Source organism: Okeania sp. SIO2F4, assembly GCF_010672385.1.
In the GTDB taxonomy this organism is placed as follows: domain Bacteria; phylum Cyanobacteriota; class Cyanobacteriia; order Cyanobacteriales; family Microcoleaceae; genus Trichodesmium.
Window position 1 is genome coordinate 1 of the sequence record NZ_JAAHGT010001191.1, and the last position, 2,429, is coordinate 2,429.

The 2,429-nt window shown below is 38.0% G+C and carries 2 protein-coding genes and 2 pseudogenes; all 4 read left to right on the forward strand.

Annotated features, from left to right (window positions below):
* Window positions 1–764 (forward strand): annotated as a pseudogene (locus F6K22_RS38705) (RNA-guided endonuclease InsQ/TnpB family protein); the annotation flags it as partial.
* A gap of 13 nt (window positions 765–777) precedes the next feature.
* A complete protein-coding gene (locus F6K22_RS42815; protein WP_363275379.1) occupies window positions 778–1,143 on the forward strand; it encodes an RNA-guided endonuclease InsQ/TnpB family protein in 366 nt (121 codons plus the stop codon).
* A gap of 35 nt (window positions 1,144–1,178) precedes the next feature.
* Window positions 1,179–1,388 (forward strand): annotated as a pseudogene (locus F6K22_RS38710) (transposase); the annotation flags it as partial.
* Window positions 1,389–1,509: 121 nt separating this feature from the next.
* On the forward strand, window positions 1,510–2,271 hold the full coding sequence (locus tag F6K22_RS38715; RefSeq protein ID WP_293110236.1) for a dienelactone hydrolase family protein: 762 nt from the start codon (window positions 1,510–1,512) through the stop codon (window positions 2,269–2,271).
* Window positions 2,272–2,429 lie beyond the last annotated feature (158 nt).

Sequence of the window (2,429 nt, forward strand, 5' to 3'; positions counted from 1 at the left end):
ATAGCCTAGCTTGCTGCCAAGAAAAGTATACTTCAGGAGAAAAGAAACTTGACTTATCCGAATTACAAAAGCTTTTTATTACTCAAGCTAAAAACACTGAAGACAGAGAATGGTTATCAGAAGTTTCAGTTGTACCATTACAGCAATCATTAAATGATTTAAACCAAGCTTATCAAAATTTCTTTACTTCAAGCAAAGGTAAGAGAAAAGGTAGACCTGTTAAACCTCCTAAATTCAAAACTAGAAGGTCAAAACAATCTGCTAGGTTTACCCTAAGAGGTTTTAAAGTATATCAAGAAAAAGTTTACTTGGCTAAGATTGGAAAGTTCAAAGTTGCCTGGTCAAGACCATTGCCAAATCCACCTTCTTCAGTAACGGTAATTAAAGATTCAGCTACCAGATATTTCTTAAGTTTTGTAGTAGAAATACAACCAGAAACTTTACCAAAAACTGATAATTCAGTAGGTATAGATTTAGGAATTAAAACTTTTGCAACTTTGAGTAATGGGAGTAATTGTCAAAAAATTGATGCACCAAAACCATTGAATAAAAGGATTAATAAGTAGCCTCTTTCAGAGGAGCTGCGCTAACGTAAGTTAAGCAAGTCTTTATCTAAAAAAACTAGGGGATCATATCGATACGAAAAAGCACGGTTGAGAATTGCTAAATTTCATGCCAAACTCAAGGATACGAGAACAGATTTTCTACATAAATTATCCACTGAAATAATTCGTGAAAACCAAACAATTGTTTTAGAGGTATGACAATGTTTCTGGTATGATAAAAAATCGCAAATTATCCAGAGCCATATCAGATTTAGGTTGGAGACAATTTAGGACACTGTTAGAAGGAATTGCTGAAAAATACGGTCGTGATTTTAGAGTGATAAGCAGGTGGGAAGCAACATCTCAAACCTGCTCTAGCTGTGGTTTTAAAGGTGGTAAATTAGACCTTAAGGTGCGAGAATGGGAATGTTTGAATTGTGGTGTCAAGCACGACCGTGATGAAAATGCAGCAATAAATATATTAGTCGCCGGAGGGCATTCGGAGACATTAAACGGACGTGGAGGCAAGCGTAAGACTACTGCCAAAGTAGCAGCAGCCTGTGAAACGTCAACTCGCATCGGAGCTTCGGCTCGGTAGGAATCCCCGTGCCTTTAGGCCGAGGAGGATGTCAATTGTTAGTAGAATATGATGAAAAAACAACTATATCTGAAGTGGTTAGAGCTTTTAAGGGAAGAAGCTCAAGAATATGGAGAGAGGAATTTCGAGAATTAACAAAACTACCTTCTCTTTGGACAAAGAGTTATTTTTATGATACATCTGGTAAAATTAGTACAGCAAAGGTAATGGCTTATATTAATGACCCACATCATGATAGGCATTAAGACGGCGGATAAATCCGCTCGTGTCGCTTTTCCGCCCCGTGTTGAAACAACGGGGCTATTAAGCTCCCGTCTTTTTCTCGTGTTGTAGAAAAATTCTTGAGTACAACAATGGAGGTAGTAGGTGCAAATTACTAAACGTAACGTTAATTTAACTGTTGATGACAGTTTAATGCGTGTATATGTAGCAACCCCCAAAGCACCAGGAATTTACCCAGGTATTGTATTTTACAGCGATATCTATCAGTTAGGAGGCCCAATAATTCGTCTAGCTAACTATTTGGCAGGATATGGTTATGTAGTAGCTGCCCCAGAAATTTTTCATCGAACTGAGCCAATAGGTGTAGTCATTGAGCCAGATGACCTGGGGCGGATGCGGGGTAATGATAATGCTCGTCGAACAGCAGTGCCTGAATATGATGCAGATACTCTGGCTGTTATTGAATTTCTCAAAGCAGAAAGTTCTGTTGCTGCTGATAAAATAGGAGCTATGGGTTTTTGTATTGGTGGGCATTTAGCTTTCCGCGCTGCTTTTGAAAAAGATATTAAAGCTACAGTTTGTTGTTATCCCACTGGCATTCCTAGTGGGAAGTTAGGTAAGGGGGTAGCTGATACAATTAAAAGAGTGAGTGAAATTGAAGGTGAAATACTTATTGTCTTTGGTAGTCAAGATCCTCACACACCAGAAGGCGATCGCCAAACCGTGATTCAAACTTTAGAGCAAACTGGTGTAACTCACCAAATTTTCTTATATGAAGCAGAGCATACTTTCATGCGTGATGATGGTTATCGTTATGACTCTGTTGCAACTACTTCAGCTTGGTCTGAAATTATACCTTTCTTTAATCGTGTGTTTGGGAATAAGGGAGTAGGGAGTAGGGAGTAGGGGGAAATAATTGATGTATTTTTTTTTATTGGAGATGTCTAATAAATAGCCAGAATTATTAGTCTTTTCTAAAAGTTTTGTAGGAAGGTTCTATGGAACCTCCCTTTTTAACTAAGATGGGATAACTATTTAAGCGGATACTTTATCTGGGAAATATT